The 18275-nt window shown below is 64.8% G+C and carries 13 protein-coding genes and 1 pseudogene; 6 read left to right on the forward strand and 8 right to left on the reverse strand.

Going from position 1 to position 18275, the window contains the following annotated elements; genetic code table 11:
• Window positions 1-211: 211 nt before the first annotated feature.
• The gene (locus C8C93_RS14395) at window positions 212-1066 is read left to right on the forward strand and encodes a phosphatase PAP2 family protein (RefSeq protein WP_233559412.1); all 855 of its coding nucleotides are present in this window, start codon (window positions 212-214) and stop codon (window positions 1064-1066) included.
• Window positions 1067-1083: 17 nt separating this feature from the next.
• Here the strand turns inward: C8C93_RS14395 and urtE are convergent, their stop codons facing one another.
• The 5 genes from urtE to urtA all read right to left on the reverse strand — a co-directional run bounded on the left by urtE (window position 1084) and on the right by urtA (window position 7708).
• Complete coding sequence (gene urtE, locus C8C93_RS14400; RefSeq protein WP_055398987.1) at window positions 1084-1776, reverse strand: urea ABC transporter ATP-binding subunit UrtE; 693 nt, start codon at window positions 1774-1776, stop codon at window positions 1084-1086.
• Window positions 1777-2673: 897 nt separating this feature from the next.
• Window positions 2674-3549, reverse strand: a complete 876-nt coding sequence (gene urtD, locus C8C93_RS14410) for an urea ABC transporter ATP-binding protein UrtD (protein ID WP_121507366.1) — start codon at window positions 3547-3549, stop codon at window positions 2674-2676.
• Window positions 3546-4676, reverse strand: coding sequence for an urea ABC transporter permease subunit UrtC (gene urtC, locus C8C93_RS14415; RefSeq protein WP_121507367.1), 1131 nt, complete (start codon window positions 4674-4676; stop codon window positions 3546-3548). Before urtC ends, urtD begins: the two co-directional genes overlap by 4 nt.
• Window positions 4677-4697: 21 nt before the next feature.
• The gene (urtB, locus tag C8C93_RS14420) at window positions 4698-6278 is read right to left on the reverse strand and encodes an urea ABC transporter permease subunit UrtB (RefSeq protein ID WP_121507368.1); all 1581 of its coding nucleotides are present in this window, start codon (window positions 6276-6278) and stop codon (window positions 4698-4700) included.
• Between the two features lie 158 nt (window positions 6279-6436).
• Entirely contained in the window at window positions 6437-7708 is a 1272-nt protein-coding gene (gene urtA / locus C8C93_RS14425; protein WP_121423059.1) for an urea ABC transporter substrate-binding protein, read from the reverse strand.
• Between the two features lie 337 nt (window positions 7709-8045).
• Between urtA and C8C93_RS14430 the strand changes: the two genes are divergently transcribed.
• The 3 genes from C8C93_RS14430 to C8C93_RS14440 all read left to right on the forward strand — a co-directional run bounded on the left by C8C93_RS14430 (window position 8046) and on the right by C8C93_RS14440 (window position 13036).
• The gene (locus C8C93_RS14430) at window positions 8046-10316 is read left to right on the forward strand and encodes a xanthine dehydrogenase family protein molybdopterin-binding subunit (protein ID WP_121507369.1); all 2271 of its coding nucleotides are present in this window, start codon (window positions 8046-8048) and stop codon (window positions 10314-10316) included.
• A gap of 19 nt (window positions 10317-10335) precedes the next feature.
• Entirely contained in the window at window positions 10336-10794 is a 459-nt protein-coding gene (locus tag C8C93_RS14435; protein WP_121507370.1) for a (2Fe-2S)-binding protein, read from the forward strand.
• A gap of 940 nt (window positions 10795-11734) precedes the next feature.
• Entirely contained in the window at window positions 11735-13036 is a 1302-nt protein-coding gene (locus C8C93_RS14440) for a UDP-N-acetylglucosamine 1-carboxyvinyltransferase (protein ID WP_121507371.1), read from the forward strand.
• A gap of 14 nt (window positions 13037-13050) precedes the next feature.
• Here the strand turns inward: C8C93_RS14440 and C8C93_RS14445 are convergent, their stop codons facing one another.
• Both C8C93_RS14445 and C8C93_RS14450 read right to left on the reverse strand, forming a co-directional pair.
• Window positions 13051-14115: a sensor domain-containing diguanylate cyclase gene (locus tag C8C93_RS14445; RefSeq protein WP_121507372.1), complete on the reverse strand. Its 1065-nt coding sequence runs from the start codon at window positions 14113-14115 to the stop codon at window positions 13051-13053.
• 22 nt (window positions 14116-14137) lie between these two features.
• Window positions 14138-15322 carry a DUF917 family protein gene (locus C8C93_RS14450; protein WP_121507373.1) on the reverse strand — a complete coding sequence of 395 codons (1185 nt, stop codon included), beginning with the start codon at window positions 15320-15322 and terminating at the stop codon, window positions 14138-14140.
• 268 nt (window positions 15323-15590) lie between these two features.
• On the opposite strand from C8C93_RS14450, the pseudogene C8C93_RS14455 reads away from it, so the two are divergent.
• Window positions 15591-16279 (forward strand): annotated as a pseudogene (locus C8C93_RS14455) (DUF3334 family protein).
• Window positions 16280-16784: 505 nt separating this feature from the next.
• Window positions 16785-17111, forward strand: a complete 327-nt coding sequence (locus C8C93_RS14460; RefSeq protein WP_121507374.1) for a plasmid stabilization protein — start codon at window positions 16785-16787, stop codon at window positions 17109-17111.
• 92 nt (window positions 17112-17203) lie between these two features.
• Here the strand turns inward: C8C93_RS14460 and C8C93_RS14465 are convergent, their stop codons facing one another.
• Complete coding sequence (locus tag C8C93_RS14465) at window positions 17204-18274, reverse strand: response regulator (RefSeq protein ID WP_055399009.1); 1071 nt, start codon at window positions 18272-18274, stop codon at window positions 17204-17206.
• Window position 18275: the final 1 nt, after the last annotated feature.

Genomic DNA, 18275 nt, shown 5'->3' on the forward strand with positions numbered 1-18275 from the left:
AATTGTGTAATGCGGTGACCTGAATGATCGCCCCGCCGCGCCCCTGCCGCAGCCAGCAGCTGCGCCCTTGCCCTGTCAGAGTTTGCCGACAGACGCCGCATGGCAAGGGGGCATACACCTTCGCTGTGGCGGGGTGTAGGGAACTCGGTTACAACGCCCGGCTCCCTCCTATTGACTTCCAAAACAAAACGCAGAAAGCCACCAGCACCCGATGACGACAACGACACTCACGACCCCGATGGACCTTGCCGCGCTGGGGGCGCTGCTGGCGCGCTACCCGATGGAATGGTGGGTGGCAGGCATGGTGGCCTCGGCCCTGGTGGGCGCGCTGGCCCTGGTCGGCTTGCGCACTGTGCAACACCACAGCCCACCGCTGCGCCGGTTTTTGCCCGCGCAGGCGTATGGGGTGGTGCTGGCCGCCATGGGCGCCAGCGCATTCACGCTGGTGCTGGCGGGCGCCACGATGGCCGAACTGGCCGAAAGCTGGAGCGAGGGCGGCCGTTGGGGAACACTGGACGATGCCATTGCGCAAGGACTGCGCACGCACGCCGACACGGCCGTGCTGCAGTGGTTTGCGGTGCTAACGCACCTGGGCGATTCGTGGGTGCTGGCCGGGTGCACCGTGGTGGTGGCGGTGCTGCTGTGGGCGTGCCAACACCGCCTACTGGCCATCGGTTGGCTGGTGGCCCTGGCGGGCAATGGTGCACTGACCAAGATCCTGAAAAAACTGTTCGAACGCGTGCGGCCGGAACACGAACACGGCATTGCACAGGCCCACGGTTTCAGCTTTCCAAGCGGGCACAGCAGCGCGTCGATGGCGGCCTTCGCCATGCTGGCCTACCTGGCTACCCGCCTGCTGCCAAGGCCCTGGCACCTGCCTGCGGTGCTGGCAGCGGGCGCGCTCACCTTCACCACTGGCTGGAGCCGCGTGGTGCTGCAGGTGCACTACGCCAGCGATGTGCTGGCGGGCTGGCTGCTGGCGGGCACCTGGGTGCTGTGCACGGTGCTGATCATGGAGAGTGTGTCGCGCTGGCGTGGTTCACAAAACCGCCTGGTGCAGGCCTGAACGTCTGTCGCCTTCATTCAGATGGCGACCAGATTGCGAATTCCCTTGGCTTCCATCTCGCTGCCCGGGCCGCGCGCAATCACTTCGCCGCGCTCCATCACCAGGTAGTCATCGGCCAGCTCCTGCGCGAAGTCGTAGTACTGCTCGCACAGCAGGATGGCCATTTCACCCTTGTCTGCCAGCATGCGAATGACGCGGCCGATGTCTTTGATGATGCTGGGCTGGATGCCTTCGGTGGGCTCGTCCAGGATGAGCAGACGTGGGCCGGGGGCCAGGGCACGGGCGATGGCCAGCTGCTGCTGTTGCCCGCCGGATAGGTCACCACCCCGGCGCTTGAGCATCTGCTTGAGCACGGGAAACAGCTCGTACAGGTGCGGGGGCACGGGCGTGGAGCCGCTTTTGTAGGCCAGGCCCATGCGCAGGTTTTCTTCTACCGTGAGGCGGCCGAAGATCTCGCGGCCTTGGGGGACGAAGCCGATGCCTGCTCTCGCCCGGTCATAGGGAGTGGTTTTGTCGATGGGTTTGCCATCGAACGTGATGCCCCCGCTTTTGATGGGGACCAGGCCCATGAGGCTTTTGAGCAGCGTGGTTTTGCCGACGCCGTTGCGGCCTAGCAGGACGGTGACTTTGCCGGCCTGGGCGGTGAGGCTCACGTCGCGCAGGATGTGGGAGCCGCCGTAGTACTGGTTGATATTTTGGACGGTGAGCATGGTGGTTTTGAGTGTTTTTGGCCTCTAGCGCTTTTCCTTCAAGCGCAAGCAGCTATTGTTTTTATAGTATTGGACATCCCCTGCCCATTCGGGCTGAGCTTGTCGAAGCCCTCCGCTGATCGATCCCCATGCCTTTGCCAAGGGCGGGAGCCGGGGTGTGCGCCCTGCGGCGCAGTAACTTTCTCTTGCGTCGCCAAGAGAAAGTCACCAAAGAGAAGGCGACCCTACACGCTGCGTCCCTTCGCTTCGCTGCGGGCAACCTGCGGTGCTCGCGTCCAGCGGGGTCTCGCTCGAACTCGCTCCACTGCGTTGCGCTCAGACAATCGCGAGCCCTGATCCGCTGGCCGCTGCGCTCCTCGGCGCATCCTGAAGGGAACCCGGGGAGCGGACATCCATTCGGGCCATTGCTTCGCTCGGCCCAGTTTGCGCAGCGTGTGGCGCTTGCGCCCGCGAGGTGAGGCCGAGCGAAGCAAAGGCCCGTATGGCTGTTTGGCTGTTCGGCTGTCCACCCCCTGCTGGCTGCGCCTGCGGCGGGGCGGTTGCGGGGTGAGCATGGGCGTCGAAGCGCCCATGCTTCGTGAACTGACTCGCCGTGGTTGTCCGAGCGGCGCGCCGCAGGCGCAAAGCGAGTTCCACGGCGCACCCCGCAACCGCCCCGCCGCAGGTTTGCCCCTTCGCAACGCGAAGGGTTCGCAGACTGGGGGTCGCCTTTCTTTTGCTTACTATTCTTTGGCGAAGCAAAGAAAAGTGAGTCGCCTGCCGGGGCGACAACCCGGCCTCCGCACTCAACACAAGCACACCGCCCAAACCAGCGCGCAAGCCCAGGCTTCGACAGGCTCAGCCCGAACGCATAGCGGACGTTCTCAAGACCAAAGGAACCAGAGCAGCAAAGCACCATCACCGCCCCAAATAAACCTCAATCACCCGCTCATCCGCCTGCACCTGGTCCAGCGTCCCCTGCGCCAGCACAGACCCATCGCACAACACCGTCACGATCTCAGAAATGGTGCGAATGAAAGACATGTCGTGCTCCACCACCATCAGCGAGTGCTTGCCCTTCAACGTTAAGAACAGCTCTGCCGTGCGCGCCGTCTCTTCATCTGTCATCCCCGCCACCGGCTCATCCAGCAACAACAACTTGGGGTCCTGCATCAGCAGCATGCCAATCTCGAGCCACTGCTTTTGCCCATGGCTCAGATTCCCCGCCATGCGCGATACGCTGTCCGCCAGATGAATCGTGTGCAGGATCTCGGCCAGCCGGTCCGACTGCATTGAATCGAGACGGAAGAACATGCTCGACGTCACGCCCTTGTGCGTCTTCAAGGCCAGTTCCAGGTTCTCGAACACACTGAGCTGCTCAAACACCGTGGGCTTCTGAAATTTGCGGCCGATGCCCAGGCTGGCGATCTCGGGTTCGTTGTGCCGCAAGAGGTCGATGGTCGAGCCAAAGTACACCGTGCCGCTGTCCGGCCGCGTCTTGCCGGTGATGATGTCCATCATCGTCGTCTTGCCCGCGCCATTGGGGCCGATGATGCAGCGCAGCTCGCCGGGCGCAATGTCCAGGCTCAGGTTGTTGATGGCCTTGAAGCCATCAAAACTCACGTTCACATCTTCCAGGTACAGGATGCGGCCGTGGGTGATGTCCACCTCGCCGGGCGTAGCGATGCGCGAAAAACCTGCGGCGCGACCACCAGATTCGGTCTGACCCAGGGCAGCGGGTGCCAGCTTGGCCTGTATGCGCCGCGCGCCTTCATCCATCAGATCGGGCGTCATGGCGCGGCTCCTTCAGTCTTCTTGTTTTTCTTCAGCTTCTTCACCAGGCCCACCACGCCATCGGGCAAGAACAGCGTCACCGCAATGAACAGCGCACCGAGGAAATACAGCCAGAATTCCGGCGCCGTGACGGTGAGCCAGCTCTTGGCACCATTGACGATGAACGCCCCCACGATGGGCCCGATCAGCGTGGCGCGGCCACCCACTGCAGCCCACACCGCGATCTCGATGGAGTTGGCGGCGCTCATCTCGCCGGGGTTGATGATGCCGACCTGGGGCACATACAGCGCGCCCGCCACGCCGCACATCATGGCACTGATGGTCCAGATGGTGAGCTTGTAGGGCAGCGGCGAGTAGCCCGAGAACATGACGCGCGTTTCGGCATCGCGCACCGCCTGCAGCACGCGGCCGAACTTGCTGCGCACCAGCCAGCGGGCCAGCAAGAAGAACACCAGCAACGTCACGCCCGTGAGCACGAACAGCGTCATGCGCATGTTCTGCGTGGCCAGGGGCATGCCCAGAATGCGCTTGAAGTCGGTAAAGCCGTTGTTCCCGCCAAAGCCCGTCTCGTTGCGAAAGAACAGCAGCATGGCCGCATAGGTCATGGCCTGGGTGATGATGGAAAAGTACACACCCTTGATGCGCGAGCGGAACGCGAAGTAGCCGAACACAAACGCGATCACGCCGGGCACCGCCACGATGAGGATTAAGGTGGCCACAAAGCTGTCGGACAACGCCCAATGCCAGGGCAGCTCCTTCCAGTCGAGGAACACCATGAAGTCGGGCAGATCGCTTTTGTAGTTGCCGTCGCGGCCGATCTGGCGCATGAGGTACATGCCCATCACATAGCCACCCAAAGCGAAGAACAGGCCGTGGCCCAGGCTCAGGATGCCGGTGTAGCCCCAGATCAAGTCCATGGCGAGTGCGCAGATGGCGTAGCACATGATCTTGCCTAGAAGCGCCACGGCGTAGTCGCTGAGGTGGAAAGCGCTGCCTGCGGGCACCCACAGATTGAGTACGGGCGCCACGGCGCACACCACGATGAGCGCCACGATAAAGGCTGACCAGCCGCTGCGGGTAAGCAGCGGTGCCGGAGCAGGAAGTTGGATAGGAGATGGCGTAGTCATATCAGTCTGTCTCTATCGGCCTCAATCGGCCGTACGCCCCTTGACCGCAAAGATGCCCTGCGGCCGCTTCTGGATGAAGATGATGATGAACACCAGCACGGCGATCTTGGCCAGCACGGCGCCCGTCCAGCCTTCGAGGAACTTGTTGAGCACACCCAGGCCCAGCGCGGCATACACGGTGCCAGCCAGCTGGCCCACGCCGCCCAGCACCACCACCATGAACGAGTCCACGATGTAGCTCTGCCCCAGGTCGGGCCCCACGTTGCCCACCTGGCTCAATGCGCAGCCCGCCAGGCCCGCGATGCCCGAGCCCAGCGCAAAGGCATAGGTATCCACCCGCGCCGTGTTCACGCCCATGCACGAGGCAATGGGCCGGTTCTGCGTAACACCGCGCACAAACAGGCCCAGGCGCGTTTTGCTGATGAGGAAGGCCACACCGGCCAGCACCGCCAGCGCGAAGGCGACGATGATCACGCGGTTCCAGGGCAGCTGCAGGTTTTCCATGAGCTGCACGCCGCCGCTCATCCACGCGGGGTTTTCCACGCCCACGTTTTGCGCACCGAACACGGTGCGCACCAGCTGCTGCAGCATCAGGCTGATGCCCCAGGTGGCCAGCAGCGTCTCCAGCGGGCGGCCATACAAGAAGCGGATCACGCTGCGCTCCAGCACCGCGCCCATCAGGGCTGACGCCATGAACGCCACCGGCACGGCCGCGACCAGGTACCAGTCGAACGCACCCGGAAAGTACCGCTGGAACACACCCTGCATCACATAGGTGGCATAGGCGCCGATCATCATCAGCTCACCGTGGGCCATGTTGATCACGCCCATCAGCCCGTAGGTGATAGCCAGGCCCAGCGCCACCAACAGCAGGATGGAGCCCAGGCTGATGCCGGTGAACAGCGCGGCCAGCTTCTCGCCCCACTGCAGGCGGCCTTCCACCGCAGTCAGTGCGGCCTGGATGGCGGCCTTCACCTGCGGATCTTGTTCGTTGCGCAGCTGCTCCAGCAGCACGGTGCGCGTGCCGGGGTTCCCGCTGGTGGCCAGATACTGCGCGGCCTTCAGGCGCTGCGACGCGTCGCTGCTGGCCAGCAGGATGCGCGCGCGGATGGCTTCGAGCCGGGCTTGCAGGTCGGCGTTGTTCTCGGCGGCCAGGGCCTTCTCGATGAGGGGCAGACGCGCCTCGTCGGTCTCTTCGCGCAGCGCGTCGATGGCGGTGCGGCGCTGGGCCACATCGGGCGACAGCAGTTGCAGCGAAGCCAGCGCTGCGTCGAACTCGCCCCGCATGCGGTTGTTGTTGACGATGTCTTCGGCATCGTCGGGCACAGGCACCTCGGCGCCACTCACCGGGTCGTAGCCCTTTTCGTCCTTCATGACGATGGCCTTGTCGCCTGCGATCTTGACGGCGTCTTCGCCCATCGCGCGGATGAAGGCCAGCGTGGCGTCGTCGGGGGTGGCAATGGCCTGCTGCAGCGCGGCGATGCGCTCGTCGGTATCGCCGCTGGCCATGGCCCGCGCCGCCTCGGCCGTGAGTGCGTGCGCCTGCACGGCTGCACACAGCAGCAGGCAGGCGATCAGGCGGTGAAAGAAAGAGGCAAACATGAGAGGGCCGGTAGGTCAAATAGAAACAGGCCTGTGCAGCGCGCAGGGCCAAGACCAGGGCCGCCGCGCAAGGGCCGCCCCGCCGCGCTGGCGGCGTCCCCCCTCCCACGCACAAGCGTGAGAGAGGGGGTGAAGGCGCGAAGCGCCTCAGGGGGGTGTCACAGCTTCGACTTGCCGTCCGGCTCGTCCTTCTTCTTGTCGTTGCCTTCGATGTACGGGCTCCATGGCTTGGCCTTCACAGGACCAGGCGTCTTCCACACCACGTTGAACTGGCCATCGGCCTTGATCTCGCCGATGAACACGCTCTTGTGCAGGTGGTGGTTCTTCTCGTCCATCTTGCTGACGATGCCCGACGGTGCCTTGAAGGTCTGGCCAGCCATGGCGGCAATCACCTTGTCGGTGTCGGTGCTCTTGGCCTTGGTCACGGCCTGGGCCCACATGTTGATACCGATGTAGGTAGCTTCCATCGGGTCGTTGGTGAGCGGCTTGTCTTTGTGGCCGGCAATGCCCTTGGCCTTGGCGTAGTCGCTCCACTTCTTGATGAACTCGGTGTTGGCCGGGCTCTTGATGGACTGGAAGTAGTTCCATGCGGCGAGGTGGCCCACCAGCGGCTTGGTGTCCACGCCGCGCAGTTCTTCCTCGCCCACCGAGAAGGCGACCACAGGCACGTCCTTGGCCTTCAGGCCTGCGTTGCCCAGTTCCTTGTAGAACGGCACGTTCGAGTCGCCGTTGATGGTGGAGACCACAGCCGTCTTGCCGCCCTGGCTGAACTTCTTGATGTCCGCCACGATGGTCTGGTAGTCGGAGTGGCCGAACGGGGTGTACTTCTCGTCGATGTCGCTGTCCTTCACGCCCTTGGACTTGAGGTAGGCGCGCAGGATCTTGTTGGTGGTGCGGGGGTACACATAGTCTGTGCCCAAGAGCACCCAGCGCTTGGCGCTGCCGCCGTCCTTGCTCATCAGGTAGTCCACCGCAGGGATGGCTTGCTGGTTGGGCGCGGCGCCGGTGTAGAACACGTTCTTGGACAGTTCTTCACCCTCGTACTGGACGGGGTAGAACAGCAGGCCGTTCATTTCTTCAACCACTGGCAGCACCGACTTGCGCGACACCGAGGTCCAGCAGCCGAAGATGACCGAGACCTTGTCCTGGCCGAGCAGCTGCTTGGTTTTTTCGGCAAACAGGGGCCAGTTGGAGGCCGGGTCCACCACCACGGGTTCGAGCTTCTTGCCCAGCACGCCGCCCTTGGCGTTGATCTCGTCGATGGCCATGAGCACGGTGTCTTTCAACACGGTCTCGGAGATGGCCATGGTGCCCGACAGGCTGTGCAGGATGCCGACCTTGATCGTGTCCTGGGCGTGGGCTGGCAGCGCAGACAGGCCAGCGAGCGTAGCGACGGCCGCAAGGGCCTTGAGGGAATAACGACGTTGCATGTGTGCTTCTCCGGTGGTGGTTTCAATCAATCAAACCGCTTCGCTCGCCGGTCCCTTGCGGGGCCCTGGGTGATCGAGCGATGGAATGGATTCTGGAGAGCGGGGCCTGCTTGGGAAATACGCCGGGTGGCGTACACGGTGGCACGGCGCGAACGCGTAAAGCCAGGTCACCCGCGTTGTGTCGGGTAGGCGAAACGCTATGCAATCAGTAGCTAATAGCGCTTTATATATAAGCGCTGGAGGCCAAAAACACTCAAAATCTGCGGCAATCCGGGTGGTGGAGAAACGCCCCTCGGATTTACGATGGGCGGCTAAGGCCCCAATAAGGAATGAACCCATGGTGAAACGACGCACAGTGCTCCTCGGCGGCGCCGCAACAGCGGGCGCGCTGGTCATTGGCTGGGGCGTGATGCCGCCGCGCCAGCGCCTGCACCCGTCCGACCCGCTGCCGCAGACCAGCGGGCAGGCCGCCTTGAACGGCTGGGTCAAAGTGGGGGCCGACAACACCGTGACGGTGATGATGGCCAAGTCCGAAATGGGCCAGGGTGCCCACACGGGCCTGGCCGCCATCCTGGCCGAAGAGCTGGACGCCGACTGGGCGCAGGTGCGGCTGGAGATGACGCCCATCGACGACATCTACAACAACCTCGCCACGGTGGTGGACGGCCTGCCCTTTCACCCCGACAACGACGGCTCGATGAAAGCCGTGGCCGGCTGGCTGACTGCCAAGACGATGCGCGAGGTGGGCGTGATGATGACGGGCGGATCGAGCAGCATCAAGGACCTGTGGCTGCCCATGCGCGAAGCTGGCGCCCATGCGCGTGCGATGCTGATCCGCGCTGCCGCTGCGCAGTGGGGCGTGCAGGCGACCGAGTGCACGGCCAACGCAGGCTGGGTAGAACACTCTGCAGGCCAGCGCGCCACCTTTGGCGAACTGGCCGCCCTGGCCGCGCAGCAGCCCATGCCGGGCAAGGTCACGCTGAAAGAGCCCGCGCAGTTCAAGCTGATCGGCAAGCCGCTCACGCGCATCGAGGCGCCGTCCAAACTCGATGGCACGGCCGTCTTCGGCATCGACGCCAACCCGCCCGGCCTGCTGCACGCCAGTCTCGTAATGTGCCCCACGCGCGGCGGCAAGGTGGCCCGCTTTGATGCAGCCGCCGCCCAGAAGCTGCCCGGCGTGAAGCACGTGCTCGAAGTGGCGCCCTACCACGGCGGCACGGGCGGTGTGGCCGTGATTGCCGACACGCCGTGGCACGCCAAAAAGGCCGCCGCCGCAGTCACCGTGGAATGGGACCACGGCCCCGCCGCCACCTTGTCGAGCGAAACCGTGATGGCGCGACTGGCCCAGGCGCTGGACCAGGCCAAAGGCTTTGGCTACCACAGCGCGGGCGATGTGGACGCGGCCATGCAAGGCGCTGCGACCACCATCACCGCCGACTACCGCGCGCCCTACCTGGCCCACGCCGCGCTGGAGCCGATCAACTGCACGGTGCAGTTCAAAGACGGCGCTGCCACCGTGTGGACATCCACCCAGGTGCCGGGCCTGGCGCGCCGCGCGGCGGCCAAGGCGCTAGGCATCGACGACAAAAAAGTGACCGTGCACCAGCTGCTGCTGGGTGGCGGCTTTGGCCGCAGGCTGGAGGCCGACTACGTGGCCCAGGCCGCCGCCATAGCCAAGGTGGCCGGTGGTGCGCCGGTGCAAACGCTGTGGAGCCGCGAGCAGGACACGCAGCACGACTTCTACCGCCCGGCGTGCATGGCCCGCTTCAAGGCGGGGTTTGACGCGCAGGGCCAGCTGGTGGCGTGGCACAACGTGTCGGTGGGCCAGGCCATCGTGCCGCAGGTGCTGGTGCGCACCTTTGGCCTCGCAGGCGCAGGGCCGGACAAGACCACGTCCGAAGGCGCGTTTGACCAGCCTTACGAATGGCCCCACGCGCGCATTGCGCACGAGATCGTCGACCTGCCGCTGCCGGTGGGCTTCTGGCGCTCGGTCGGGCATTCGCACCAGGCGTTCTTCAAGGAAAGTTTTGTCGATGAAGCGGCTCACGCGGCCAAGCAGGACCCCGTGGCCTTTCGCGCAGCACTGCTGCAAACGCACCCGCGCCATCTGAAGGTGCTGCAAAAGGCGGCCGAACTGGCGGGCTGGGGCAAGCCGCTGGCGCCCGGCGCGGCAGGCGAGCGGCGTGCGCGCGGCGTGGCATTGCACCAGTCGTTCGGCTCCATCGTGGCGCAGGTGGCCGAAGTGTCGGTGGGGGCGGACAAGGCCATCCGCGTGCACCGCGTGGTGTGCGTTGTCGACTGCGGCGCGGCCATCAACCCCAACCTGATTGCGCAGCAGATGGAAAGCGGCGTGGTGTTTGGCCTCACGGCGGCGCTGTATGGCGAGATCACACTGAAGGACGGGCAGGTGCAGCAGAGCAATTTTCACGACGTGCCACTGCTCCGCATGGCCGACTGCCCACGGGTGGAGACCCACATCATCGACAGTGCCGAACCGCCCGAGGGCGTGGGCGAGCCCGGCGTGCCGCCCATTGCGCCTGCGGTGGCCAACGCCCTCTTCGCACTCACCGGCCAGCGCCTGCGCGCCCTGCCCCTGAAGCTGGCCTGAATCGATTCAAGGAACCATCATGCCCACCACCCTGCGCGTCAACGGCAAAGCCATCTCCGTCAACGCCGAACCCGACACCCCGTTGCTGTGGGTGCTGCGCGGCGAGCTTCACATGAACGGCACCAAGTTTGGCTGCGGCATGGCGCTGTGCGGCGCCTGCACCGTGCATCTGAATGGCGAGCCCGTGCGCGCCTGCATCACGCCCCTGTCGGCCGTGGGCGATGCCGACATCACGACCATTGAGGGGCTACAAGGCCCCGAGGCCACCGCCCTGCGCAGCGCGTGGACGGTGCTGGACGTGGCGCAATGTGGCTACTGCCAGAGCGGGCAGCTCATGTCGGCCTGCGCGCTGCTCAAGAAAAACCCCAAGCCCAGCGATGCGGACATTGATGCGGCAATGGGGGGCAATGCGTGCCGGTGCGGGACGTATCCGAGGATTCGAGCGGCGATTCATCAGGCGGCTGAGGGGCGGGGTTGATTTTTGGTTGTGTCTGCCGCTGGCGCTTGTCCATAAAGCGCTTATAGCTATTATTTTTGCAGCATACCCCATGCTGTCGGCCATTCGAGCTGAGTTTGTCAGGGTCTGATCGGTTCATCTGCCCGTTCGGGCTGAGCTTGACGAAGCCTGGGATTGTGCACTGGATTTGCCGCATGCCTGGTTGGAGGGCGGAGGCCGGGGTGTGCGCCCGGCGGCGCAGTAACTTTCTCTTGCCTCGCCAAGAGAAAGTCACCAAAGAGAAGGCGACCCTACACGCTGCGTCCCTTCGCTTCGCTGAAGGCAACCTGCGGTGCTCGCGTCCAGCGGGGTCTCGCTCGAACTCGCTCCACTGCGTTGCGCTCAGACAATCGCGAGCCCTGATCCGCTGGCCGCTGCGCTCCTCGGCGCATCCTGAAGGGAACCCGGGGAGCGGACATCCATTCGGGCCATTGCTTCGCTCGGCCCAGTTTGCGCAGCGCGTGGCGCTTGCGCCCGCGAGGTGAGGCCGAGCGAAGCAAAGGCCCGTGTGGCTGTTCGGCTGTTGGATATTCGGGTGCCCAACCCCCCTGCTGGCTGCGCCTGCGGCGGGGCGGTTGCGGGGTGGCATGGGCGTCGGAGCGCCCATGCTTCGTGCTCTGACTCGCCGCAGTTGTTCGAGCGGAGCGCCGCAGGCGCGCAGTGAGTTCTGCGGCGCACCCCGCAACCGCCCCGACGCAGGTTTGCCCCGTAGCGCAGCGAAGGGGTCGCAGACTGGGGGTCGCCTTTTCTTTGGTGACTTTCTTTTGGCGAAGCAAAAGAAAGTTACTCGCATGCCGGGCGACTCCCGGCTTCCGCCCTCAACACAAGCACACCGCCCCCAAATACACAAAAAACCCAACCCAGTTAGAGTATCGACCTCGCGCAACCCCTGGCCCGCCCAGGCCTCTTCTCCTCCCTCCCCATGTCCAACCTCGTCGTCCACGGCGGCACCCCGCTGCGGGGCCGCATCATTCCTTCTGCCAACAAGAACGCGGTGCTGCCCGTGCTTTGCGCCACGCTGCTCACCAACGAGCCGCTCAGGCTGCTCGGCGTGCCCGACATCACCGATGTGCGCAAGATCCTCGACATCTTCCGCACCCTGGGCAGCGATGTGCGCATGGACCATGCCACCGGCACGCTGGAGTTGCACCACCACGCCACCACGTTCGACGCGGCCCACCACCGCCTGCCCGAGGAAATGCGCTCGTCCATCATGCTGGTGCCCCCGCTGCTGGCGCGCTTTGGCGTGGCGCGGCTGGAGGACAACGTCAAGGGTTGCACCCTGGGCGTGCGCGAGATCGACCCGCATGTGGAGGTGTTCCACCGCTTTGGCGGGCGCGTGGAACGGGCCGAAGGCTCGCTGCTGATCCGCTGCGACGGCAGGCTGCAGGCCAACCACCACTGGCTGGACTACGCATCGGTCACCACCACCGAGAACTTCGTGTTGTGCGCCGCCACGGCCGAGGGCACGTCGGTGCTGACGAACGCCGCGTCGGAGCCCCACGTGCAGGAGTTCTGCCGCTTCATGACCATGATCGGCGTGCGCATTGAGGGCATGGGCACCTCGCGCATCACGGTGCATGGCGGCACGCAACTGCGCGGCGGGGAGTTCCGTTTCGACGAGGATTTTCACGAGATCACCACCTTCCTCGCCTTGGGTGCGATCACGGGGGGCGACGTGGTGGTGAAGAACAGCGCGCCGGAGAACTTTCCGCTCATCGACCGCACGTTCGCCAAGTTTGGCGTCACGATCACGCACGAGGACGGCTGGTCGCGCGCGCACTGCGCGGGCCCGCTCAAGGTGCAGACGCCGTTCACCAGCAATGTGCTGACCAAGGTGGAGGCGGCGCCCTGGCCGTACTTTCCGGTGGACCTGCTGCCCATCTTCATCGCCCTGGGTGTGCGGGCCGAGGGCAATGCGCTGTTCTGGAACAAGGTGTACGACGGCGCTTTAGGCTGGGCGGGCGAGCTGTCGAAGTTTGGCGCGCATGTGTTCCAGTCCGACCCGCACCGTCTGGTGACCTTTGGCGGCAACCCGCTGACGCCTGCGGTGGTGGAGAGCCCCTACATCATCCGCGTGGCGATTGCGCTCTTCATGGTGGCGGCGAGCACCCCCGGGCGCTCGGAGATCCGCAACGCCACACCCATCCGCCGCGCCCACCCGCACTTCGTGGAGAACCTGCGCAGCCTGGGCGTGCAGGTGGAGTGGACGAGCGAGGAGTGAGGAGCGGACGGTGCTCAGGCGGTGACAACGCCGTCTGCGTCTGCGTCTTCGTCCGGCTCGATGAGTACATGGACCGCAGGGGCCCCACCCTGCTGCACATCGGCGCAGTACACGGCGTTGCGCCCCGTGCCCTTGGCGCGGTACAGGGCCTTGTCGGCACGGTTGACCAGCTCTTCAAAGCCGATGCCCGAGCCCTTGTGCATCGTGGCCACACCGATGCTCACGGTGACCGAAGCGCTCGCACCCTGCTCATTCACGGGCACGCTCAACGCGGCCACATCGTGGCGCAGTGATTCGGCCACACGCAAGGCGCTGACGCCATCGGTTTCGGGCAATACGATCACAAACTCCTCGCCCCCGAACCGCGCCACGATGTCCACACCGCTGCGCTTGCGCGCCGCGCAGGCCTGGGCCACGGCGCAGATCACGCGGTCTCCCGCAAGGTGCCCCCAGGCGTCGTTGACTGTCTTGAACAGGTCAATGTCCACCACCAGCAGGGACAGGGGGTGGTCAAAACGCTCGGTGCGTTTGCATTCGTTCGCGCCCAGTTCCATCAGTGTGCGCCGGTTGGCCAGGCCCGTCAGCGAGTCATTTGCGGCCAGCAACTCCAGCGCGGTATTGAGCTCCTGCAGCAGCTTGTTCTGCTCCAGCAGCTGCTGGTTGATCTGCGCAATCTCGTCTTCCTTCTGCTTGCGGTCATGGATGTTGAAGGTGACGCCAATCAACCGCTTGCCGGGCGTGGCGCTGCTTCGGTCCATGATGCGGCCGTAGTTGGCAAACCAGATCCACTCGCCCGCCTTGGAGCGCAGCCGGAACTCGGCACGGTATTGCGGTGTGATGCCTGCCACGTGGTCGGCCACCGCCTGCTTGACGCTTTCCAGGTCGCCAGGGTGGAACAGGCCAAAGATGTCCTGCACGCCCGTCACGATTTCGTCCTGGGTAAAACCCAGCTCCTCAAAGGTCTTGGTGGCCTTGTGGGTGACCTGGCCGCTGACCAGGTCGTTCTCCCACAGGTCCAGCCCGGCGGCCTCCAGCACCAGCTCCAGCCGCTCCTTGTTCAGGTCTGCTTCATCACCCATGGCGGCAAAAACCCTTGATTCTTCAGGCCGACGGCTTCGCCCCGGCGTAACCCATGTTGCGCAGCAAACCGGCAAACGAAGCCACGACACCCGGGGTGTTGTAAAGCTGGGGGGCCGTCTGTACGGCGATCACGCTCACCATCTGGCCCGTGCTTTTGCCCGTGGTGGGATCGAAGTACAGGGCCAGGTCGTCGCTGGCGTTGGAGAAGCCGCGGCCCGTGCTTTCCGAGTAGTAGCAGATGGAGTCGGGGGCGATGACATCGGGCGCCACGCTCGCAGACGAGTACATGATGAGGTTCTCGTTCAGGTTGTACAGATAGTGCGTCTCGGTGCTCAGGCTCGGGTCCTGTGTGTTGTCCAGGCGGATGATGCCCGAATCCAGCGACGCGCTGGAGGTGGACTGCGTGACCGAGGTGATGAAAAAATTGGTCACCACCGCGCTGGCTGGGCGGCCGGTGATCATGGTGATCACGTCCGCCACGGCAGCAGTGGCGGGCGGCGTGGCGGCCTGCAGCAGAAACTGCCCCAGCCCCCGCGCCTGCTCCAGCGTGCCCGGAATGTAGCTGCCCGATAACGCAAAACCGTTGCCCGCGTTGGAGGGCCACATGGCAATGCCCGAATACCCGCCAAACCCGGCCACCACGCCACCCGCCAGGGTCTCCACGCGCGCAGCGGTAGAAGCGCCCAGCACAGCGGATTCCAGATCCACCAGCGTAGAGGCATCGCTGGCCAGCACAGCGGGGCACGGCGCAAGCTGCGCACCGCCGGTGAAGGTGGTCTGGGGCAGTTCGGGCACGGCACGGCCGGCGCCATCGCCGTTGACCACCCAGACCGCGCCCTGCGACATGGCCGCGCCAATGAGCGGCACGAGCGAATTGATGGGCCCGATCTCCACAGGGATCAAGGCGCCCAGCAGGGCACCGGTACTGGCCTCCATCACGGCCACGGTGTTGCTGACCGAGTTCTGCACCGCAGACAGCGTGAGGCTGTCGGCCGCATCGGGCGAGCCCATGATGGCGAGCACACAGGCGTTGGTGGCGCCGTCATAGTCCTGCACCGTGACCGTGCCGCTCCAGCCCTGACCAGCCAGCTCCTGAAGGATCGAACAAGCGTCGTGGTAGCTGCCGCCCCCCCCACTGGCCAAAACCGCTGCGCCCGCCGCAATCGATTGGAAATCGGCCAACCCATAGTTATAGACAACACCCATCTGGCGCCCCTCTCTTTTGGTATGGGAGGCACGATACGCCTGCCCGGTTGGTTGTCAATCCGCTGCATCCCATGCGGGCCCAGGGCGCCAACGTGGTATGACCCGGATCAAGGGCACGCAAGTTCTGCGCCCAAGAACCGCACGGCCAACACCCGCAGCTGAGCGCACCAGGACGGAAAGCACTCTGGCCTCGCGGTGCGCCATCGCCTATGCTCTGTCTGCGTTGCAGTTTTGTTGTTGTTTTTCCTGGCAGATGCCTACCCACACCATGAGCCTCCCCGATAAATCCCCCGTCTACGGCACCGAAGATCTGCTGATCAGCCTGTGCAACTCCGTCACCCGGGTCTTGAACGTGGCCACCCACAGCCAGATCCACTACTCCGGCATGGTGCAACGCATCAGCAAGACGTGCCTCAAGCCCGACATCGGCTGTTTTGTGCTGTTCGATGGCGGCTTCTCGGGGCTGGTCATCATCAACTTCTCGGCCCAGGCCGCGATGGAGCTGTATGCCAACTACCTGCTGAACATGGGCATGTCCAAGGACGATCTGGTCAGCTCCTACACGTCGGACGAAGTGAGCAATGTGATGGGCGAGCTGATGAACCAGGTGGTGGGCGACTTCACCGGCAAGGTGCGCCGCGAGCTGCAGACCCACATCACCCAGAACCAGCCCAAGATGCTGGTGCTGAACAAGCAGGTGATGCTGAGCGTGGACGCCAACCTGGACAAGCCCGAAGCCCGGCGTGTGACCTTCTACACCAGCAACAACAACATCTTCTACCTGGAACTGGCCATCGACCGCACCGAGTTCATCAAGCTCTACGACTTCGAGGCGCAGGAAGTGCCGGATGCCGACGCGCTGATGGCCCAGTCGCAAGAAGCCCCTCCCGTGCCCGCGCCACCGCCTGCGGGGGGCAGGACGACACGGACGCGCTGCTGAAGTCGCTGGGGATGTAGTTGATTCAAAAATAATAGCTATAAGCGCTTGTCAAATAAGCGCTACAGCCGTTTTTTGACCCAACTAGGCCACTGAAACCGAGAAATCGGCTGTTCGTGAGGGTCTGGCAGGGCCGCCCTCTAGGCGGCGGGCGCAGGCGGGTTGCACACCCGGCGAGCACGGCAACGACGAGGGCGGCCCTGCCAGACCCTCACCCTTCGAGCCGGGGTGGCAGCAGGCGCATCGTTGCGTTGCGTTGCGTTGCGTTGCGTTGCGTTGCGTTGCGTTGCGTTGCGGATTTTGCCAAGGCGGCCAGCCTTGGCCGCAGCCCGCGCCTTGCGCTGCACCCGCTGCCACCTCGGCGCACAGCCGATTTCTCGGTTTCAGTGGACTAGGGCGAACCACTCCCTTCAGAAGACATGCGGGGCATGCGTCCTACACCCGCCCCCGCGCAACACTGACCGGGGCCGCCGGGCCAGGGCCTAAGCTGAAACGCTCATCACCTGCCACTCGAAGGAGCCCACCATGCCACGCGGAACCTGGAGCGCCAAACGCGAGCGCCAGTACGAACACATCAAGGACAGCCTGCTGGAACGCGGCAAGGACGAAGACACGGCCGAGGAAATAGCGGCCCGCACGGTCAACAAGGAACGCGCACAGCACGGCGAAAGTAAAACCGCCGCCCCTCAGATCCTGCGTGCCACGCCTGCGCCCGTGCGCGGAGGCAGGAACTCGCGCCGTGGCCCGCAGGGGCGCACCCGGGATCAGCTCTACGAAGACGCCAAACGCCAGGGGATCAAAGGGCGCTCAAAAATGAACAAGCAAGAGCTGGAGAAGGCTGTGGGCCGCTGACGCGCGGCCTACGGCGGTCACACTGGCTCTTCAAAATTCATAGCTACCAGCGCTTTAGCAACAAGCGCTAGCGGCCAAAAAACACCAAAAATCTATCCCTCAAACTGCGGGTGCAGCTGCCGGATGCGATTCATGGCCATGGCCGCCGCTGCGGTGCGCGTCTCCACCCCCAGCTTGGCGAACACGCGCTCCAAGTGTTTCTTCACCGTGGCGGGGCTCGCGCCCAGGATGTCGCCGATGTCGCGATTGATCTTGCCCTTGACCACCCAGTACAGCACCTCGGCCTCGCGCGCGGTGAGCTTGAAGGACAGGCTCATGGATTCGATGATTTTTGCGTCGGACACCTCGCGCATCACGATGAGCCAGTCGCCGCCGCCCGCACTGTCGCCTGCCTGCTGGTGCAGGCGGAAGGTGAGCCTGCGGGCGCCCTGCTCCACGGCCAGGCGCGGGGGCTCGGCCAGCGAAGCGGCCAGCAGCTCGGCCGCGTTGTCGGCCAGCACATGGCGGCGCAGCCAGGCCTGCACCGGCTCGGGCGCCCATTGGCCAAATGCGGTGGGCGTGCCATCGGGGCTCACTTCGCCAAAGTAGCTTTGCAGCAGCTCGCGCGCCAGCGGGGTTTGCCAGACGATGCGGCCGTCCGACGCACGCACGGTGATGCTGGCGTAGCCGAACGCATCGAGCGCGTTGCGCGCCTCGCGGGCCTGGCGGGCGTCCTGCCGGGCCTTGCGGGCTGCGCCCAGGTGCACGCCCATGCGCGCCATCACCTCGCGGGGCTTGATGGGCTTGGTGACGTAGTCCACGCCACCCGCCTCCAGCGCGGCCACGAGGTGCTCGGTCTCGGTCAGGCCCGTCATGAAGATGATGGGGATGTGCGCCGTGGCGGGCGATGCCTTCAGGCGCCGGGCGACTTCAAAACCGTCCATGCCGGGCATCATGGCGTCGAGCAGAACGATGTCGGGCAGGGCCTGCGCGGCACGCTGCAAGGCCGCCTCGCCATGCGTGGCGACCAGCACGGTGTAGCCAGATTCATCCAGCGCGTCGTGCAGCACGGCCAGGTTGTCGGGAACGTCGTCCACGATCAGCACCACGTCGCTGTCGGTGCGGTCCAGCGCTGCACCGGGCGCTGCAGACGCGTGCAAGGAAGATGGGTTGGCGGTGGTCATC

The sequence above is a fragment of the Acidovorax sp. 93 genome, assembly GCF_003633835.1.
Taxonomy (GTDB): domain Bacteria; phylum Pseudomonadota; class Gammaproteobacteria; order Burkholderiales; family Burkholderiaceae_C; genus Acidovorax; species Acidovorax facilis.

Bases quoted from the DNA above. Each gene is read 5' to 3' on its own strand.
- urtE (WP_055398987.1), bottom strand. From the start codon at position 1,776: ATGCTCACCGTCCAAAATATCAACCAGTACTACGGCGGCTCCCACATC.
- urtD (WP_121507366.1), bottom strand. From the start codon at position 3,549: ATGACGCCCGATCTGATGGATGAAGGCGCGCGGCGCATACAGGCCAAG.
- C8C93_RS14450 (WP_121507373.1), bottom strand. From the start codon at position 15,322: ATGGGTGTTGTCTATAACTATGGGTTGGCCGATTTCCAATCGATTGCG.
- urtC (WP_121507367.1), bottom strand. From the start codon at position 4,676: ATGACTACGCCATCTCCTATCCAACTTCCTGCTCCGGCACCGCTGCTT.
- C8C93_RS14460 (WP_121507374.1), top strand. From the start codon at position 16,785: ATGCCACGCGGAACCTGGAGCGCCAAACGCGAGCGCCAGTACGAACAC.
- C8C93_RS14445 (WP_121507372.1), bottom strand. From the start codon at position 14,115: ATGGGTGATGAAGCAGACCTGAACAAGGAGCGGCTGGAGCTGGTGCTG.
- C8C93_RS14435 (WP_121507370.1), top strand. From the start codon at position 10,336: ATGCCCACCACCCTGCGCGTCAACGGCAAAGCCATCTCCGTCAACGCC.
- urtB (WP_121507368.1), bottom strand. From the start codon at position 6,278: ATGTTTGCCTCTTTCTTTCACCGCCTGATCGCCTGCCTGCTGCTGTGT.
- C8C93_RS14465 (WP_055399009.1), bottom strand. From the start codon at position 18,274: ATGACCACCGCCAACCCATCTTCCTTGCACGCGTCTGCAGCGCCCGGT.
- C8C93_RS14395 (WP_233559412.1), top strand. From the start codon at position 212: ATGACGACAACGACACTCACGACCCCGATGGACCTTGCCGCGCTGGGG.
- C8C93_RS14430 (WP_121507369.1), top strand. From the start codon at position 8,046: ATGGTGAAACGACGCACAGTGCTCCTCGGCGGCGCCGCAACAGCGGGC.
- C8C93_RS14440 (WP_121507371.1), top strand. From the start codon at position 11,735: ATGTCCAACCTCGTCGTCCACGGCGGCACCCCGCTGCGGGGCCGCATC.
- urtA (WP_121423059.1), bottom strand. From the start codon at position 7,708: ATGCAACGTCGTTATTCCCTCAAGGCCCTTGCGGCCGTCGCTACGCTC.